General features: G+C 69.7%; 11 protein-coding genes. 3 read left to right on the top strand and 8 right to left on the bottom strand.

Going from position 1 to position 16700, the window contains the following annotated elements; all coding sequences use genetic code 11:
- Positions 1 to 47: 47 nt before the first annotated feature.
- Entirely contained in the window at positions 48 to 1142 is a 1095-nt protein-coding gene (locus AWB94_RS17315) for an amidohydrolase family protein (RefSeq protein WP_062656378.1), read from the bottom strand.
- Positions 1143 to 1146: 4 nt separating this feature from the next.
- Positions 1147 to 2718, bottom strand: coding sequence for a signal recognition particle protein (gene ffh, locus AWB94_RS17310; protein WP_062656377.1), 1572 nt, complete (start codon positions 2716 to 2718; stop codon positions 1147 to 1149).
- 98 nt (positions 2719 to 2816) lie between these two features.
- Here ffh and AWB94_RS17305 point away from each other — a divergent pair, with 98 nt between their 5' ends.
- Positions 2817 to 5021 (top strand): molybdopterin-dependent oxidoreductase, encoded by a 2205-nt coding sequence (locus tag AWB94_RS17305; RefSeq protein WP_084395104.1) that lies wholly within the window; start codon positions 2817 to 2819, stop codon positions 5019 to 5021.
- A gap of 1 nt (position 5022) precedes the next feature.
- Here the strand turns inward: AWB94_RS17305 and map are convergent, their stop codons facing one another.
- Entirely contained in the window at positions 5023 to 5808 is a 786-nt protein-coding gene (map, locus tag AWB94_RS17300; RefSeq protein WP_062656376.1) for a type I methionyl aminopeptidase, read from the bottom strand.
- 82 nt (positions 5809 to 5890) lie between these two features.
- On the opposite strand from map, the gene AWB94_RS17295 reads away from it, so the two are divergent.
- The gene (locus tag AWB94_RS17295) at positions 5891 to 6157 is read left to right on the top strand and encodes a helix-turn-helix domain-containing protein (protein WP_062656375.1); all 267 of its coding nucleotides are present in this window, start codon (positions 5891 to 5893) and stop codon (positions 6155 to 6157) included.
- Here AWB94_RS17295 and AWB94_RS17290 read toward each other — a convergent pair.
- The 4 genes from AWB94_RS17290 to ftsY all read right to left on the bottom strand — a co-directional run bounded on the left by AWB94_RS17290 (position 6154) and on the right by ftsY (position 12045).
- Complete coding sequence (locus tag AWB94_RS17290) at positions 6154 to 8643, bottom strand: [protein-PII] uridylyltransferase (RefSeq protein WP_062656374.1); 2490 nt, start codon at positions 8641 to 8643, stop codon at positions 6154 to 6156. The two genes, AWB94_RS17295 and AWB94_RS17290, sit on opposite strands and share 4 nt — an antisense overlap.
- An 81-nt stretch (positions 8644 to 8724) precedes the next feature.
- A complete protein-coding gene (locus AWB94_RS17285) occupies positions 8725 to 9063 on the bottom strand; it encodes a P-II family nitrogen regulator (RefSeq protein ID WP_003881099.1) in 339 nt (112 codons plus the stop codon).
- A 5-nt stretch (positions 9064 to 9068) separates the two neighbouring features.
- A complete protein-coding gene (locus AWB94_RS17280; RefSeq protein ID WP_062656610.1) occupies positions 9069 to 10430 on the bottom strand; it encodes an ammonium transporter in 1362 nt (453 codons plus the stop codon).
- A gap of 199 nt (positions 10431 to 10629) precedes the next feature.
- Positions 10630 to 12045 carry a signal recognition particle-docking protein FtsY gene (gene ftsY / locus AWB94_RS17275; RefSeq protein ID WP_062656373.1) on the bottom strand — a complete coding sequence of 472 codons (1416 nt, stop codon included), beginning with the start codon at positions 12043 to 12045 and terminating at the stop codon, positions 10630 to 10632.
- A 25-nt stretch (positions 12046 to 12070) separates the two neighbouring features.
- Between ftsY and fni the strand changes: the two genes are divergently transcribed.
- Entirely contained in the window at positions 12071 to 13111 is a 1041-nt protein-coding gene (fni, locus tag AWB94_RS17270) for a type 2 isopentenyl-diphosphate Delta-isomerase (RefSeq protein ID WP_062656372.1), read from the top strand.
- Here fni and smc read toward each other — a convergent pair.
- Positions 13101 to 16682: a chromosome segregation protein SMC gene (gene smc / locus AWB94_RS17265; protein ID WP_062656371.1), complete on the bottom strand. Its 3582-nt coding sequence runs from the start codon at positions 16680 to 16682 to the stop codon at positions 13101 to 13103. The two genes, fni and smc, sit on opposite strands and share 11 nt — an antisense overlap.
- Between the last annotated feature and the right edge of the window lie 18 nt (positions 16683 to 16700).

Genomic DNA, 16700 nt, shown 5'->3' with positions numbered 1-16700 from the left:
GGGCGAGAAAGTGCGAGTGGATTCCGGCATTTCGTCGATCTCGACGGTCAGTACACCCGTCCCCGCAGGATCACCAGATCGGGGTGCTGCACGCCGACCTCCCGCGGGTCCTCGCTGAAGCACAGCAGGTCGGCGGAGGCACCGTGCTCCAGCCCGTGCCGACCCAGCCAGGACCGGGCATCCCAGCACGCCGCGCCCAGCGCGTCGGTCGCGCTGAGGCCGACGGTGCGCAACGCCGCGATCTCGTCGCCGATGCGGCCGTGCGCGATCATGCCGCCGGCATCGGTACCCGCATAGATCGGCACCCCGGCCTCGTGGGCGGCGCCCACCCGCCGATGGCAGGAGGCGTACAGCTCACGCATGTGCTTGGCGTAGGTCGGGTACTTGCTTGCGGCATCGGCGATTCCGGGGAAGTTCTCGATGTTGATCAGCGTGGGCACCAGCGCGGTGCCGTGCTCGAGCATCAGGTCGATGACGTCCTCGGTGATCCCGGTGCCATGCTCGATGCAGTCGATGCCGGCATTGATCAGCCCGGGCAGCGCGTCCTCACCGAAGACGTGCGCGGTGACGCGGGCACCGTTGGCGTGGGCTGCGTCGATGGCGGCGGCGAGAATGTCGTCGGACCACAGCGGAGCCAGGTCACCGATCCCCCGGTCGATCCAGTCGCCGACCAGTTTCACCCAGCCGTCGCCCCAGCGGGCCTGCTCGGCCACCGCCGCGGGCAGCTGCGCCTCGTCCTCGATATCGATCGGCAGTCCCGGCAGATAGCGCTTCGGCCGCGCCAGATGACGGCCGGCCCTGATGATCCGCGGGAGGTCCGCGCGATCGTCGAAGCTGCGGGTGTCTACCGGCGAACCGGCGTCGCGCAGCAGCAGCGCACCGGCGTCGCGCTCGGTTTCGGCCTGCTCGACGGCCTCGTCATAGCTGGTGGCGCCACCGGGTTTGAGGCCGACGTGGCAGTGCGCGTCGACCAGGCCGGGGATGATCCAGCCGCCATCGAACACCGTGTCGGCGTGGGCGATCGGCTCGGCCGACAGCACGCCGTGCGGCCCATGCTCTTCGGGCGAGCCCTCATCGACAATCCACCACTGCACCTGCTCGCCGTCGGGCAGGCCCCGGCCCCGGACGTGCAGTGCCCCCATGCGGCTACTTCTGGCCGGGGAACTTCAGCTTGGACAGGTCGATGTTGGCCAGGCCCGGGGGCAGTTCGTCGAGCCCCTTGGGCATCCCGGTGAGGTCCGGGAAACCGGCGGGCAGACCGGCACCCAGCGGATTCTTCGGCGGCGTCGGGCCCTTCCCGGTCTGGCGGCCCTTCTTCTTGCCGGCCTGCTTGTTCTTGCCCTTGGCGGCCTTACGCGCAGAGTTCTTGCGGCCGAACGGCATTCCCATCTGGCCGGCCATCTGCGACATCATCTTGCGGGCCTCGAAGAACCGATCCACGAGTTGATTGACCTCGGAGACGCTGACGCCGGAGCCGTTGGCGATGCGCAGGCGGCGCGAGGCGTTGATGATCTTCGGGTCGGCGCGCTCGGCCGGCGTCATACCGCGGATGATGGCCTGGACGCGGTCGAGCTGGCTGTCGTCGACGGCGGCCAGCGCCTCCTTCATCTGACCGGCGCCGGGCAGCATGCCCAGCAGGTTGCCGATCGGACCCATCTTGCGGATGGCCAGCATCTGCTCGAGGAAGTCCTCCAAGGTCAGCTCGCCCGAGCCGATCTTGGCGGCGGCCTCCTCGGCCTGCTGCTGGTCGAAGACCTGCTCGGCCTGCTCGATGAGGGTGAGCACATCGCCCATGCCCAGGATGCGGCTGGCCATCCGGTCCGGATGGAAGACGTCGAAGTCCTCCAGCTTCTCCCCCGCCGAGGCGAACAGGATCGGCACACCGGTGATCTCGCGGACCGACAGCGCGGCACCGCCGCGGGCGTCACCGTCGAGCTTGGTCAGCACCACACCGGTGAAACCGACACCGGCCCCGAAGGCCTCGGCCGTGGTGACCGCGTCCTGGCCGATCATGGCGTCCAGGACGAACAGCGTCTCGTCGGGCTGCACGGCATCGCGGATGGCGGCGGCCTGGGCCATCAGCTCCTCGTCGATACCCAGGCGCCCGGCGGTGTCGACGATGACGACGTCGAAGAGCTTGGCTTTCGCCTCGGCCAGGCCCGCGGCGGCCACCGCGACGGGATCGCCGACGGTCATCTGATCGATGCTCACCCCGTCCGGGGACACCCCGGGGTGCGGCGCGAACACCGATACGCCGGCGCGTTCACCGACGATCTGCAGCTGGTGCACCGCGCCGGGGCGCTGCAGGTCGCAGGCCACCAGCAGCGGGGTATGGCCCTTGGCCTTGAGCCACTTGGCGAGCTTGCCGGCCAGCGTGGTCTTACCGGAACCCTGCAGACCGGCCAGCATGATCACCGTCGGGGGTGTCTTGGCGAAGGCGATCTGGCGGGTTTCGCCGCCGAGGATGCCGATGAGCTCCTCGTTGACGATCTTGACGACCTGCTGGGCCGGGTTGAGCGCGCCGGAGACCTCCGCGCCCTTGGCGCGATCCTTGATGCGGCCGACGAAGGCGCGCACCACGGGCAGCGAGACATCGGCTTCGAGCAGGGCAAGGCGGATCTCGCGCGCGGTCGCGTCGATATCGGCATCGGTCAGCCGACCCCGGGCGCGCAGGCCCTGCAGTGCACCGGTCAACCGGTCAGACAGCGATTCAAACACCTGGTAAGCCTAACGGTCGCGGTGAACTCTGGTCTCAGCCGAGTCGGCCGGGCTAATCTGTCAACGCATATTGACTGATATCGCCGCCGGAGGCCCGCATGAGTGCGATCGACGTCCCCCTGCCCCGGGTGAACAACCGGACCACCGCCGCGCCCGGCACCGTCCACCTCAGTCAATGCACCCACATCAGTCAATGCACACTGTGCGAGGCGCACTGCGGCATCCACGTGACGGTGACCGACGGCAAGGTCAGCCGGATCGAGGGCAATCCCGACGACGTCTTCTCCAAGGGTTACATCTGTCCGAAGGCCACCGCGATGGGCGCCCTGCACCATGACCCGGACCGGCTGCGCACCCCGATGCGACGGATCGGCGACCGCTTCGAGCCGGTCGGCTGGGACGAGGCGTTCGCCGAGATCGGCAGCCGACTGCGCCGGATCCGTAAGGAGCACGGACCCCGGGCACTGGGCATGTACCTGGGCAACCCGGCGGCGCACAGTTCGGGCGCGTTCTACGGCCTGATGTTGCGGCTGGCGCTGCTGAGCCCGAACTTCTTCTCGGCGTCGTCCATTGACCAGATGCCGCACGAGTACGCCGCCTGGCGGGTGTTCGGCTCCAACATGCTGGTGCCGATCACCGATATCGACCGCACGCAACGGCTGGTGATCATCGGCGCCAATCCGGCGGTGTCCAACGGCTCGCTGTCGGTGATGCCCGGCGCCAAGCGGCGCATCAAGGCGATCCGCGACCGCGGCGGCACGGTGGTGGTGATCGATCCGCGCCGCACCGAGACGGCGCGGCTGGCCGATCAGCACGTCGCGGTGCGCCCCGGCGGCGACGTGTATCTGCTGCTGGGCATGCTGCACGTGCTGGTCGCCGAGAACCTGTGCGACGGCATGGCCATCGCCGAGCAGGCGTCGGGCTGGGATGAACTGGCGGCCCTGGTTGCCGGCGCGACACCGGAGGCGGTCGCCGAACGCGCGGGCGTGGACGCCGACACCATCCGGACCCTGGCGCGCGAGCACGCCGCCGCGGAATCGGCGGCCGTGTACGCCCGGATCGGCATCTGCCAGCAGGAGACCGGGACACTGGTGAGCTGGTTGGTGATGGTGCTCAACACGGTGACCGGCAACCTGGACCGGGCCGGCGGGACGATGTTCTCCACCCCGTTCGCCGACCTGCCCCGCGCGGCGCGGTACGTCCCGGTCGGGCACGCGGCATGGTCGGATCGCTCCGGCCGGTACAAGTCCTTCCGCGCCGAGTTGCCGGCCGTCGCCATGGCCGACGAGATCCTGACCCCCGGCCAGGGGCAGATCCGGGCGATGATCACCTATGCGGGGAATCCGGTGTCGTCGATCCCGCAGAAGGGCAGGCTCGAGCAGGCCTTGGCGGGCCTGGATCTGTATGTGGCGGTGGACATGTACGTCACCGAGACCACCCGGCACGCCGACTTCATCCTGCCGCCGGTGTCGCCGTTGGAGCGCGAGGACGTCGCACTGCTCACCACGATCTTCAGTGTGCGCAACAACATCCGGTTCCAGCACCGGTCCTTCGAGCCGCCGGCCGGCGCCAAGGAGGATTGGGAAATTCTCAGTCGGCTGACCATGGAACTGCTGCCGGCTCCGCTGCGGCAGCTGCTGGCGCCGGTGCGCAGCCGGCTGATCGCCTTCGCCAACCCGCTGCGGATGACCGCCCTGGCCCTGCTGACCGGCCCGTACGGGCGAATCAGAAAGGGCCGCAAGGGAATCACGATGCGTCAGCTCAGAGACAGTGCAGGTGGCGTGGATCTCGGCGCGCTGCAGCCGCGGCTGGCGAAGGTCATCGCCACCGAAGACCGCTTGGTGGCACTGGCCCCCGGCGAGTTCGTCGAGGCGGCGGCAGCGTACCTGCGCAAGCCGGCCGACGACGCCGAGCGCCACTACGACCTGCAGCTCATCGGACGGCGCCAACTGCGCAGCAACAACTCCTGGCTGCACAACGTGCCGACGATGACCGGGGGCAACAACAGGTGCACGGTGCTCATGCATCCCGACGACGCCCGAACCCGTGGGTTGAGTCAGGGTGCCACCGTCCGGGTCGCCTCGGCCGTGGGCGAAATCGAAGTGCCCCTGGACATCAGCGACGACATCCGGCCCGGCACCGTGGCCGTCCCGCACGGCTGGGGTCATCGGGATACCGGCTGGCGGCACGCGAACACCTTGCCCGGGGCGAATGTGAACGCCTTGCACGACCCGGACCGGGTGGACGCGTTCACCGGAACCGCCGCGGTGAACAACACCTGGGTGGCCGTCACCGGGGTGTGAGTCAGACGCCGGCGGTCACCCGCTCCCGCGAGGTGAGCACCAGCGCGGCACCGTCGGTGATCGCGATGGTGTGCTCGCTGTGCGCGGTGCGCGATCCGTCCGCCGAGCGGATGGTCCAGCCGTCCGGGTCGAAGACGATGCGATCGGTGCCCGCCGCGAACCACGGTTCCAGCGCCAGCGTCAGCCCGGGGCGCAGCTTGAGACCACGGCCGGGCCTGCCGAGGTTGGGCACGTGCGGGTCCTCGTGCATGGTGCGGCCCAGGCCGTGCCCACCGAACTCGGTGTTGACCGGATACCCGTAGTCCGCCGCCACCGCGCCGATCGCGGCGGAGATGTCCCCGAGCCGGTTTCCCGGCATTGCCGCCGCGATACCGGCCGCCAGCGCTTCCTCGGTGGCGGTGATCAGCCGGCGGTCCTCGGCGCGCGGCGTCCCGACGATGATGCTGCGGGCCGAATCGGCGACCCAGCCGTCGATCGACACCGCGATGTCCATGGTGAGCAGATCACCGTCGGCCAGCACGTAGTCGTGCGGAAGCCCGTGCAGCACAGCGTCGTTCACCGACAGACAGATGACGTTGCGGAACGGGCCGCGACCGAACGAGGGCGCATAGTCCCAGTAGCAGGACTGGGCACCACGTTCGGCGATCAGTTCCCTGGCGCGCACCTCGAGTTCGAGGAGGTTCACCCCCGGCCTGGCGCGCCCGGCCAGATCGTCGAGCAGTTCGGCGATGAACGTCCCGGTGACGTCCATCGCCGCGATCTCTCGGGGTGTCTTCAGTTCCAACACGGCATATCTCCTCAGCGGTATGAAAATACCACCGTAGCGCAGGCTTGCGGTATTTTCATACCAATCCGGGTACGCTGGCGCCATGGTGCGTCTTCCCCTGACCGCAGAACAGCTCGCCGCGGGCAAGCGCCTCGGCGAACAACTCCGCCAGGCCCGCGGCGCCCGCACCCTTGCCGAAGTGGCCGAGGCAGCGGCGATCTCACCCGAGACGCTGCGCAAGATCGAAACCGGCCGGCTCGCCACCCCGGCGTTCAGCACCATCGCCGCGCTGGCCCGGGTGCTGCCGTTGTCACTGGATGAGTTGGCCGAGAGCTGTTTCGCGGGCTCCGACCTTCGCCACACCGGCTAACTGGCTTCGGACACCGGCTTCGGTGGTGTCGGCAGCACGGCGTAGAGGTCGCGCTCGAGTTCGGCACGCACCGCGGCGGCCTGGGCGCCGTCGGCACCGCCGGCCAGCGCCGGCACCGCGATGCAGAACACGTCCACCACGGCCGATCCCAGCGTGGTGACCTTGGCCCATTCGATGTCCAGACCGTCACGCTCGATCACCGCGGTGAGCCGGGCCAGCAGACCGGCGCGGTCCGCTGCGCGCACCTGCACGATGAACCGGCCCGGCGTGGAGCCCTCCGACCACAGGATGCGCGGCGGGGCGCTGACCTGATTGACGGGGACCGCCGACACCACCTCGCCGACCCGGGCGGTGCCGGCCGCCTCCCGGTCGCGGCGCGCGAGCGCCTCGATGACATCCAGTTCGTCGCCGAGGGCGAGGATGAACTGTTGGCGCAGGAGTTCGGCCGCCGGCGGCGACCCGAACCGCGGTGACACCACGAACATGTTGATCGCCATACCGTCGGCGCTGTTGACCGAGGCCGAATGCACCCGCAGCGAGTTCAGCGAGAGCACGCCGGCAGCCTTCGACAACAAACCGCGTCGGTCGGGCGCGATCATGGTCACGTTGTGGATGTGCGCCCCGTCGCCGGGCACCAGGTCGACGTGCACCCCGCCGTCGGCCGCCAACGAGAGGTAATGCGGATCGACGGGATCGGGCTGCGGCAACGGTTCACCGACCATCACCAGCCGGCACCGCCGCACCAGGTCGCCGATCAGGGACGCCTTCCAGTCCCCCCACACCCCGGGGCCGGTGGCCAGCGAATCGGCCTCGGCCAGCGCATGCAGCAATTCCAGCAGCACCAGGTCACCGCCGAGGGCAGCCACCACCGTGTCGATGGTCTTGGGGTCCTGCAGATCCCGCCGGGTCGCGGTGTCGGGCAGCAGCAGGTGATACCGCACGATCTTGGACAGCACCTCGATATCCGACGGCCACAAGCCCAGCCGGGTGCCCACCTGGGTGGCCAGCTCGGCGCCGATGACGCTGTGGTCGCCCCCGCGCCCCTTGCCGATGTCGTGCAGCAGCGCGCCGAGCACCAGCAGATCCGGCCGTGCCACCCGGGTGGTGAATGCGCTTGCCCGAGAGACGGTTTCGATGAGATGACGATCAACCGTCCAGATGTGCACGACGTCCCGGGGCGGTAGGTCGCGCACCGCCCCCCACTCGGGGAACAACCGGCCCCACAGCCCGGTGCGGTCCAGCGCCTCCACGGTGGCCACCGCGGCCGGCCCGGCCGACAGCATCACCAGCAGGTCCTTGAGCGCGGCCCGCGGCCACGGTGCGCGCAACTCCGGTGCCGCACCGGCCAATCGGCTCAACGTCGACGCCGCGATCGGCAATCCGGTGGTCGCCGAGGCGGCCGCGACGCGCAGGATAAGGCCGGGATCACGTTCCGGTCGGGCGTCCCTGGCCAGGATGACCTCACCGGCGAACTCGATCACCCCCTCGTCGAGCGGACGGCGCGCCGGCCGGCGCAGCGCGGCGAACCCGCGGCGCGGCAGCGCATTACCCGCGGTGCGGATACCCGCGTCGACGTAGTAGCTGACGGTGCGCGCGGCGTCGGAGAGCATCCGGGCCAGATCGAAACGGTCCCCGATGCGCAGCGAGGCGCCGATCTCGTCGGCGTACTGCGCCAGCACCTGTTCGCGGCCGCGCCGGGAGATCCGGTGCAGTTCGGTGCGCACGTTCAGCAGCGCCAGGTGCGCCCCACCGAGCGTGCCGGTGGGTGAAGCCAGCATCCGGCTGGGATAGACGTCGGCGAGTTGGGCAATGGCCAACGCATTGAGCAGCTGGACATCTCGCAGTCCGCCGCGGCCGTTCTTCAGGTCCGGTTCGGCCCGGTGCGCGATCTGCCCGCTGCGCTCCCACCGGCCCCGGGCGTGCGCCACGAGCTCGTCGAAACGGGGCGCGATCCCGGTGCGCCACTGCCGGCGCGCGCCCCCGATCAACAGCGACGACAGTTCCTGATCGCCGGCAATATGCCTGGCGTCGAGCATCGCCAAGCCGGCGGACACGTCCTCGGCGGCCACCTTCAAGGCCTCCGGCACCGTCCGCACACTGTGGTCGATGCGGATGTTGGCGTCCCACAACGGGTACCACAGCAGTTCGGCGACCTGGCTGACGATCTCGGCGGGCATGTTGTCGTGCAGCAGCATCAGGTCCAGGTCCGAGTACGGCAACAACTCACCGCGGCCCAGGCCGCCGGTGGCCACGATGGCGAAGCCGCTCGTCGCCGTGATCCCGATCTCGCTCGCCTTTGTGGTGAGCCAGAATTCGTTGAGGTCGAGCAGCGCCGCCCGCAGCGCCGCGGAGTCCAGTTGCCGGCTGCCGGTGGTCAGCAGCTGTTCGGACGCCTTGGCCAGATCCGTCGCCGGACGCAGCGATCCCGCCACCGGCGCCTCCCAACGGGCGGCCCCAGTGACGGGATCTGGTGTCTGCTCTGTCATCTCGGTCCTCCCCCGGCCGTTACTACTTTCGGTCAATCAACTGCATCGGCCGGGAGAGCACCCCCTCAGCTCATCGCCGGGTCAAAGGGCGTCGGCCCCACGCTCGCCGGTGCGCACCCGGACGACGGTGTCCACCGGGCTCACCCAGACCTTGCCGTCACCGATCTTGCCGGTGCGGGCGGCCTGGACGATGACGTCCACCACCTTGTCGACGGCGGAGTCGTCCACGACGACCTCGACGCGCACCTTCGGCACGAAGTCCACGGAGTACTCCGCGCCGCGGTAGACCTCGGTGTGGCCCTTCTGGCGTCCGTAGCCCTGGACCTCGCTCACGGTCATCCCCAGGATGCCCGTCTGCTCAAGACCGGTCTTGACGTCTTCCAGGGTAAACGGTTTGACGATTGCAGTAATCAGCTTCATTTTCCTCATCCCTCCGCGCCGTGCCGACCAAGAACGGAACCGGTTCCGACCGCCACGAAGTCGTAGCCGCTTTCCGCGTGCTCGGCCTCATCGATGCCGGATGCCTCCTCTTCCTTGTCGAGACGCAGCCCCACGGTGTATTTCACGATCAACGCCAAGATAGCCGTACCGACCGCCGAATAGACGAGAACAGCGCCCGCCCCGACGGCCTGTCGCCACAATTGGTCGAACCCGCCGCCGTAGAACAACCCGGCCACGCCGGCGCCCGTCTCCGGCGCGGCGACCAGGCCGACGAGCAGGGTGCCGAGGATACCGCCGACCAGGTGGACACCCACGACGTCGAGCGAATCGTCGAAGCCCAGCTTGTACTTCAGGCCGACCGCCAGGGCGCAGACCGCACCGGCGACGACACCGATCACCAACGCGCCCAGCACGTTGACCGAGGAGCAGGACGGGGTGATGGCGACCAGGCCGGCCACGATGCCCGACGCCGCACCCAGCGAGGTGGCCTTGCCGTCACGGATGCGCTCGGTGAGCAGCCAGGCCAGCATGGCGGCCGCGGTGGCCACCGTGGTGGTGACGAAGGTGGAACCGGCCAAACCGCCTGAGGCAGTGGCGGAACCGGCGTTGAAGCCGTACCAGCCGAACCACAGCAGACCGGCGCCCAACATCACGAAGGGCAGGTTGTGCGGCCGCATCGGGGTACCCGGCCAGCCGAGACGCTTGCCAAGGATGATCGCCAGCACGAGGCCCGCCGTACCGGCGTTGATGTGCACCGCGGTGCCACCGGCGAAGTCAACTGCCTTGAGCTTGTTGGCAATCCAGCCACCGGTCTCGGCGGTGACACCGTCGAAGGAGAACACCCAGTGGGCGACCGGGAAGTAGACGAAGGTGGCCCACAGACCGGCGAACAGCAGCCAGCCGCCGAACTTGAGGCGGTCGGCCACCGAGCCCGAGATCAGGGCGACGGTGATGATGGCGAACATCAGCTGGAACGCCACGAACACGGTGGCGGGCAGCGTGCCCACCAGCGGGATGTTCACGGCGTCGGCCGCCGCCGTCCCGGTCGCCGGGTCGGCGGCCACCGCGGCGGTGGCGTTACCGCCGATCAGTCCCTTGAGTCCCCAGAACTCGGTGGGATCTCCGAAGAGGTTGAACTTGTCGTTGCCGAAGGCCAGCGAGTAGCCGTACAGCACCCACAGCACCGTGACCACACCCATGGAACTGATGCTCATCATGATCATGTTGAGCACGCCCTTGGCTCGCACCATGCCGCCGTAGAAGAACGCCAGTCCCGGCGTCATCAACAGCACGAGTGCGGCACTCGCGAGCATCCACGCGGTATCACCGGTGTCCGGTATACCCATCGTCGGAAATCCGTCCACTCCCAGCTTCCTCCTTCGACATGCCACGGTCAGGCACCGTTGACCTGGTAGGGAACTCTGCTGAGTCGTTGTTTCGCCTACGACGCGCCTGTGTTTCGTGCGAGTGAACGGATCGGCCGGTTTCGTTTCGCCGGTGTTACGCGCTGCGTATTTGCCCTTGGCGGGTCCAGCGGAAGCGGGTTTAGACGAGCAGCGCGTCGACGAACGCGGCGGGCTCGAACGGGGCCAGGTCGTCGGGTCCCTCGCCGAGGCCGACGAGTTTCACCGGCACGCCCAATTCCTGCTGCACGCGGAAGACGATGCCGCCCTTGGCGGTTCCGTCGAGCTTGGTCAGGACCACGCCGGTGATGTCGACGACCTCGGCGAACACCTTGGCCTGCGGCAGGCTGTTCTGGCCGATGGTGGCGTCCAGCACCAGCAGTACCTCGTCGACCTTGGCGCGCTTCTCCACCACGCGTTTGACCTTGCCGAGTTCGTCCATCAGGCCGGTCTTGGTGTGCAGCCGACCGGCAGTGTCGACCACCACCACGTCGGCGCCGGTCTCGATGCCCTTGTCGACGGCGTCGAAGGCCACCGACGCCGGGTCGGCCCCCTCGGCGCCGCGGACCACCTCGGCGCCCACCCGCGATGCCCAGGCCTGCAGCTGGTCGGCCGCGGCGGCCCGGAAGGTGTCGGCGGCGCCCAGCACCACCCGGCGGCCGTCGGCGACCAGCACGCGGGCCAATTTGCCCACCGTGGTGGTCTTGCCGGTGCCGTTGACGCCCACGACCAGCAGCACCGACGGCTTGTCGGCGTGCGGCAGCGCCTTGATCGAGCGGTCCAGCTCCGGGCGCAGCTCGGCGACCAGCACGTCCTTGAGCACGGCGCGGGCATCGGCTTCGGTGCGCACCCCGGCGCTGGCCATCTTCTCGCGCAGTGCCGCGACCACGGACTGGGTGACCACCGGGCCGAGGTCGGCGATCAGCAGGGTGTCCTCGATCTCCTCCCACGACTCTTCGTCGAGATCACCGCCGCCGAGCAGGCCCAGCATGCCCCGGCCCAGGGTGTTCTGCGATTTCGCCAGCCGGCCGCGCAGCCGCTCCAGGCGGCCTTCGGTCGGCGCAATGGCGCCGCCATCGACCGGGGTCGGCGCAATGGCGCCGCCATCGACCGGGGTTGGTGCGATCTCTTCGACCACCGGCACCGGCTCGGGCCCGGGCTCGGGTTGTACCGGCTTCGGCTCGGGTGCCGGCTGCGCCGGCTTGGGCTCGGCCACCTCGACGGGCGGCTCGGGCAGTTGCACGTCGGCGATGGTGCGTTTGGGTGCGTCCCGCGGTATCGCGGCGTCATCACCGACACCGGGCGCACCGGTGCCCGTCGAGGTCGGCTCAGGGGTGCGCTCAGGGGTCTGTTCGGGGGCCTGTGCGGGCGCCTTGGTCGACTCGGCGAAGGTGATGCCCGATGCCGCGGTGTAGCCGCCGGAACGATCGATTCCGGTGGGGGTGTCCTGCTTGGATAGGCTGATCTGCCGGCGCCGGTAGCGCACCAGCCCGACAACCAGCGCAGCGACGACCAGAACGGCGATGACCGCAAGTGCGATCCACAAGGCATCTGACACGCCGCCATTGTCTCAGGGCGACCCGATGACGATCGGCCCCGGCTTCTCGGCCACCCCCGCCGACGCCATCCAAGTGCGCAAACGCCGCCATATCGACGTCTGCCTGTCCGAGCCGGTCGAATATCAGACCGTGCGCACGGGTCTGGAGCGCTACCGACTGCCCTACAACGCGCTCACCCAGACCAACCTCGGCGAGATCGACCTGAGTACCGATTTCCTCGGCGTCGGGCTGCGGGCGCCGGTGCTGATCGGGTCGATGACCGGTGGTTCGGAACTGTCCGGCACCATCAACCGCAACCTGGCCAGCGCCGCCCAGGCGCTGGGGATCGGCATGATGCTCGGTTCACAGCGGGTCATGCTCGGCGATGCCGACAGCACCTTCCGGGTCCGGGAGGTGGCACCGGACGTGCTGCTGGTCGGCAATATCGGGCTGGCCCAGTTACGGCCCGACGTGGTGCCCGACCTGCGGGCGGCGCTCGGTCAGGTGGGCGCGAATGCCGTTGCGGTGCACACCAACCCACTGCAAGAAGCAATGCAGCACGGCGGCGACACCGACTTCACCGGCTCGGTGGACCGGCTGCGCGAGCTGACCGCGGCCATCGGCTATCCGGTGCTGCTGAAGGAGGTCGGCCACGGCATCGGGGCAGCCGCGGCCGCTGCGCTGACCGACGTGCCGATCGCGGCCGTCGACGTGGCCGGCGCCGGTGGCACCTCGTGGGCCCGGGTGGAACAGTTCGTGCGCTACGGACGGATCAACGACCCCGAGCTGGCGGAGTGGGGTATCCCGACCGCCCAGGCGCTGGTCGAGGTGCGGCGCACGTTACCGGGCATGCCGTTGGTGGCCTCCGGCGGCATCCGCACCGGCATGGACGCCGCCAAGGCGATCGCGCTGGGCGCCGACGTGGTGGCCGTCGCCCGGCCGCTGCTGGTGCCCGCGATCGAATCCGCTGCCGCCGTGCAGGATTGGCTACAACGCTTCATCGCCGAGCTGCGCATCTGCCTGCACGGCTGCGGTGCCGCCGATCTGGCCGGCCTGCGCGAGATCGGGGTGACCGCTACGGGCTGACCAGTTGTTCGCCGCGCATCCGCTGCGAGATCACCTGGGTGATGCCGTCGCCCTGCATGGTGACGCCGTACAACGCGTCGGCGATCTCCATGGTCGGCTTCTGGTGGGTGATGACGATCAGCTGCGAACGCTCCCGCAGCTGCTCGAACAGACCCAGCAGCCGACGCAGGTTCACGTCGTCCAGCGCGGCCTCGACCTCGTCCATGATGTAGAACGGTGACGGCCGGGCCCGGAAGATGGCCACCAGCATGGCCACCGCGGTCAGCGATTTCTCACCACCGGACAGCAGCGAGAGCCGCTTGACCTTCTTGCCCGGCGGGCGGGCCTCCACCTCGATTCCGGTGGTGAGCATGTCCTCCGGATTGGTCAGCAACAGCCGACCCTCACCGCCCGGGAACAGCGACGCGAACACCTGGCTGAACTCGCGTTCCACGTCGGCATAGGCCTCGGCGAACACCGTCAGAATGCGCGCGTCGACCTCCTCGATGACGTCCATCAGGTCCTTGCGGGCGGCCTTCACGTCCTCCAGCTGGGTGGACAGGAAGTTGTAGCGCTCCTCCAGCGCGGCGAACTCCTCCAACGCCAGCGGGTTGACCCGGCCCAGCTCGGCGAGTTCCCGCTCGGCCTTCTTGGCGCGGCGCTCCTGGGTGGGCCGGTCGAACGGCATGGGGGCTGGGGCGGTCACCTGCTCCCCGCGCTCCTTGGCCTGCTCGTACTCGGCCAGTTCCAGCTCCGTCGGCGGCAACGGGATGTGCGGGCCGTACTCGGCGATCAGATCGGCGGCGGCCAGGCCGAACTGCTCGAGGGCCTGCTGCTCCAGCTGCTCGATGCGAAGGGCCGCTTGGGCTTTGGCGACCTCGTCGCGGTGCAGCGAATCGGTCAGGGCCGTGATCCTGGCGCCCAGTTCGGTGACTTCGGTGCGCGCGCGGCTCAACGCCTCGGCGCGCAGCCGGCGTTCGGTGGCCAGTTCGTCGCGGATCCGTGACGCGGCGGCCACCGTGGCGCCCAGCCGCGCGGCGACGAGCCGGCCGGACTCGGCCACCGCGGCCGCGACGGTCGCGGCGTACTCGCGGGCCTCCCGCGCCCGCAGCGCCCGGGCCCGGGCCTCCCGTTCGGCGGCGGCCGCGCGGCGCAACGAATCTGCCCGGCCCCGAACGGCATTCGCCCGTTCCTCGGCGGTACGAACGGCGAGCCGGGCCTCCACCTCGGTGGCGCGCGCCGCGTCGGCGGCGACGGTGGTCTCCTGCCGATCGACCTGCTCGGCCTCGAACATCGGTTCCTGCTGCGCGTTGTGCAGCCGGGTCTCCAGCTCGGTCAGTTCCTCGACGGCGGCGACGCGGCCGGTCTCCAGTTCGTCACGCTGCTTGATCAGTCGTTGCCACTCGGCGTCGGCGTTGCGGGCTTCCTGGCCCAGCCGGCCGAGCTGTTCGTAGATCGCCGAGATCGCGGCGTCGGACTCGTTGAGCGCGGCCAGTGCCTGTTCGGCGGCGTCCTGCCGGGCCCGCTGCTCCTGCATGGCCCCGGCCAGCGCGGCGGTCAGCTCGGCGCTCTGCCGCTCGACGGCGGTCAGCTCGGTGCGGGCCTTCTCGATCTCCGACGCGATCTCCAGCGTCGACACCTTGCGGTCCGAACCACCACTCACCCAGCCGGCACCGACCAGGTCACCGTCGACGGTCACTGCACGCAGATGTGGCTGCGCGGCAACGAAATCCAGGGCGTGCGACAGGTCGTCGAGCACCACCACGTCGGCCAGCAGCGCGGTGATCGCACCGCGCAACCGGTCCGGGACCTCCACCAGATCCAACGCCCAGCGCCCAGCGTGGTCGAGTGCGCCGGAGTGGGGCCGCGCGGTCACCGGCCAGTCACCCAACACGATCGCCGCCCGGCCGCCGTCGGCCTCCTTCAGCGCGGCCACCGCGGCGCGCGCGGCGCCCGGGTTCTCGGCGGCCAGCGCGTCGGCGGCCGACCCCAGCACGGTGGCGACCGCCACCTCGAACCCTTCACGCACCCGCACGAGCTTGGCGATGGAGCCGAAAAGGCCGTTGCTGCCGTGGTTTTCGGCCAACCACGCGGCACCGTCCTTGCGCTCCAGGCCCACCGCCAACGCGTCGATGCGGGCCTGCAGCGACACCACCTGGCGTTCGGCGCTGCGCTCGGCGGCCTGCAATTCGGCGACGCGTTCGTCGGCCAGCCGCAGCGCGGCCACCGACCGGTCGTGCTGATCGTCGAGGCCGACCTCGCCCTCGTCGAGTTCGCCCACCTTGGCCTGGACCAGTTCGAATTCGGCCTGGGCGTGCTCGACCCGGGCCGCCGCTTCCTCGATCCGGGCGGTGAGCCGGGCGATTCCGTCGTCGGTCGATTCGACGCGGGTGCGCATGGTGTCGACCTGACCGGACAACCGGGCCAGGCCCTCTCGGCGGTCGGCCTCGGCGCGGGCGGCGGCCCGCTGCGCCCGTTCGGCCTCGGCGGCCACCCGCTCGCGCTCGGCCAGCTCGGCGCGGGCCGCCTCCAGCGCGTAGCGCGACTCCTCCAGCTCCTCGAGCAGTTGGCGCTCCTCCTCGGCCACCAGGTCGGCCTCGGCTTCCAGCGCGTCGGGATCCCGCCCCGGCGTCGGTTCCGGCGCCGAGTCCAACAACTGGGTGCGCTCGGTGGCGATGCGCACCGTCGCGCTGACCCGCTCGGCGAGCGCAGACAGCCGGAACCAGGTCTGCTGGGCGGCTTCGGCGCGCTGGGACAACTCGGTGACGGCCGCCTCGTGAGCGGTCAGCTCCAGCGTGGCGGCCTCCAACCGCGTGCTGACCTCGTCGTGTTCGCGGCGCAGGGTGGTCTCGGCCTGGTTGGTGTCGTTGAACTCGGTTTGCCGGGTGACCAGGTCGTCGGCGGCCAGCCGCAGCCGGGCATCGCGCAGGTCGGCCTGGATGGTCTGGGCCCGGCGGGCCATCTCGGCCTGGCGGCCCAGCGGCTTGAGCTGGCGGCGCAGCTCGGTGGTGAGGTCGGTGAGCCGGGCCAGGTTGGCCTGCATGGAATCGAGCTTGCGCACCGCCTTCTCTTTGCGCTTGCGGTGCTTGAGCACCCCGGCGGCCTCCTCGATGAAGGCGCGGCGGTCCTCGGGCCGGGACTCCAGGATCTCGGAAAGCTTGCCCTGCCCCACGATGACGTGCATCTCGCGACCGATGCCGGAGTCGCTCAGCAACTCCTGTACATCCATCAAACGGCAACTGCTGCCGTTGATCTCGTATTCACCCGCGCCGTCCCGGAACATCCGCCGGGTGATGGATACCTCGGAGTATTCGATGGGCAGCGCGTTGTCGGAGTTGTCGATGGTCAGCGTGACCTCGGCGCGGCCCAACGGCGCCCGCGAGGACGTGCCGGCGAAGATGACGTCCTCCATCTTGCCCCCGCGCAGCGTCTTGGCGCCCTGCTCCCCCATCACCCAGGTCAGGGCGTCGACGACGTTGGACTTGCCCGAGCCGTTGGGCCCGACGACGCAGGTGATACCCGGTTCGAAGCGCAGAGTCGTCGCCGCGGCGAAGGACTTGAAGCCCTTCAGCGTGAGACTCTTCAAATGCATGACGGGTAACCCTACCGT

This window comes from Mycolicibacterium canariasense (assembly GCF_002101555.1).
Taxonomy (GTDB): domain Bacteria; phylum Actinomycetota; class Actinomycetes; order Mycobacteriales; family Mycobacteriaceae; genus Mycobacterium; species Mycobacterium canariasense.
This window is presented reverse-complemented; position numbering and strand designations above follow the sequence as displayed.

Coding starts and splice junctions, on each gene's coding strand:
- fni (WP_062656372.1), top strand. CDS start 12,071: ATGACGATCGGCCCCGGCTTCTCGGCCACCCCCGCCGACGCCATCCAA.
- AWB94_RS17305 (WP_084395104.1), top strand. CDS start 2,817: ATGAGTGCGATCGACGTCCCCCTGCCCCGGGTGAACAACCGGACCACC.
- AWB94_RS17280 (WP_062656610.1), bottom strand. CDS start 10,430: ATGGGTATACCGGACACCGGTGATACCGCGTGGATGCTCGCGAGTGCC.
- AWB94_RS17315 (WP_062656378.1), bottom strand. CDS start 1,142: ATGGGGGCACTGCACGTCCGGGGCCGGGGCCTGCCCGACGGCGAGCAG.
- AWB94_RS17285 (WP_003881099.1), bottom strand. CDS start 9,063: ATGAAGCTGATTACTGCAATCGTCAAACCGTTTACCCTGGAAGACGTC.
- AWB94_RS17290 (WP_062656374.1), bottom strand. CDS start 8,643: ATGACAGAGCAGACACCAGATCCCGTCACTGGGGCCGCCCGTTGGGAG.
- smc (WP_062656371.1), bottom strand. CDS start 16,682: ATGCATTTGAAGAGTCTCACGCTGAAGGGCTTCAAGTCCTTCGCCGCG.
- AWB94_RS17295 (WP_062656375.1), top strand. CDS start 5,891: ATGGTGCGTCTTCCCCTGACCGCAGAACAGCTCGCCGCGGGCAAGCGC.